Source organism: Paraburkholderia sp. 31.1 (genome assembly GCF_014397645.1).
GTDB classification, from domain to species: Bacteria; Pseudomonadota; Gammaproteobacteria; order Burkholderiales; family Burkholderiaceae; genus Paraburkholderia; species Paraburkholderia tuberum.
The window spans coordinates 1-418 of sequence record NZ_VZQN01000214.1 but is presented as its reverse complement, the minus strand read 5'-3'; the positions used below and the strand labels follow the sequence as shown (position 1 = coordinate 418).

At 63.2% G+C, this 418-nt stretch carries 1 protein-coding gene; it reads right to left on the bottom strand.

Annotated elements, in window-relative coordinates:
- Positions 1 to 142: 142 nt before the first annotated feature.
- Positions 143 to 418 (bottom strand): DUF2345 domain-containing protein (locus F6X37_RS36045; protein WP_187614698.1); only part of this gene is annotated, 276 nt, incomplete at its 5' end.

The window sequence follows — 418 nt, the reverse complement described above, 5'->3', positions numbered from 1 at the left end:
AGCGCCGGTCAGACGCGACCGGGTAGATGCCGCGCGCCAGTTCGAACTGGTCGACGGCGTCCATCATGGGATCCGGCTTCGAGCCATCGGTGGAGGTGATGCCCGCTTCGGGCAGAAAGGGAGGGCTAATGATCATCGCGTATTAGTCCGTATGGGTATACCGGCCGTTAAGCTGCAGGTCGCTATTCGGCAGGAGGGGCAGCTTGGCCGGCACGTTGCCGGGGCCGACAAACGTGAACGAGCCGGCCTTGATGGTGTATGCGCCGGGGCAGTGGAACGTGATGTTGCCGGCCTCCATGACAACCGAGGCCCCGCCGCAGTTGAGCGTGATCTTCGACTTCGCCGACACCTGCACATCCGCACTTTCGCTGGCGACACGCAACTGCTTCTGCGCGAACAGATCCATGCCGTCCGTGAG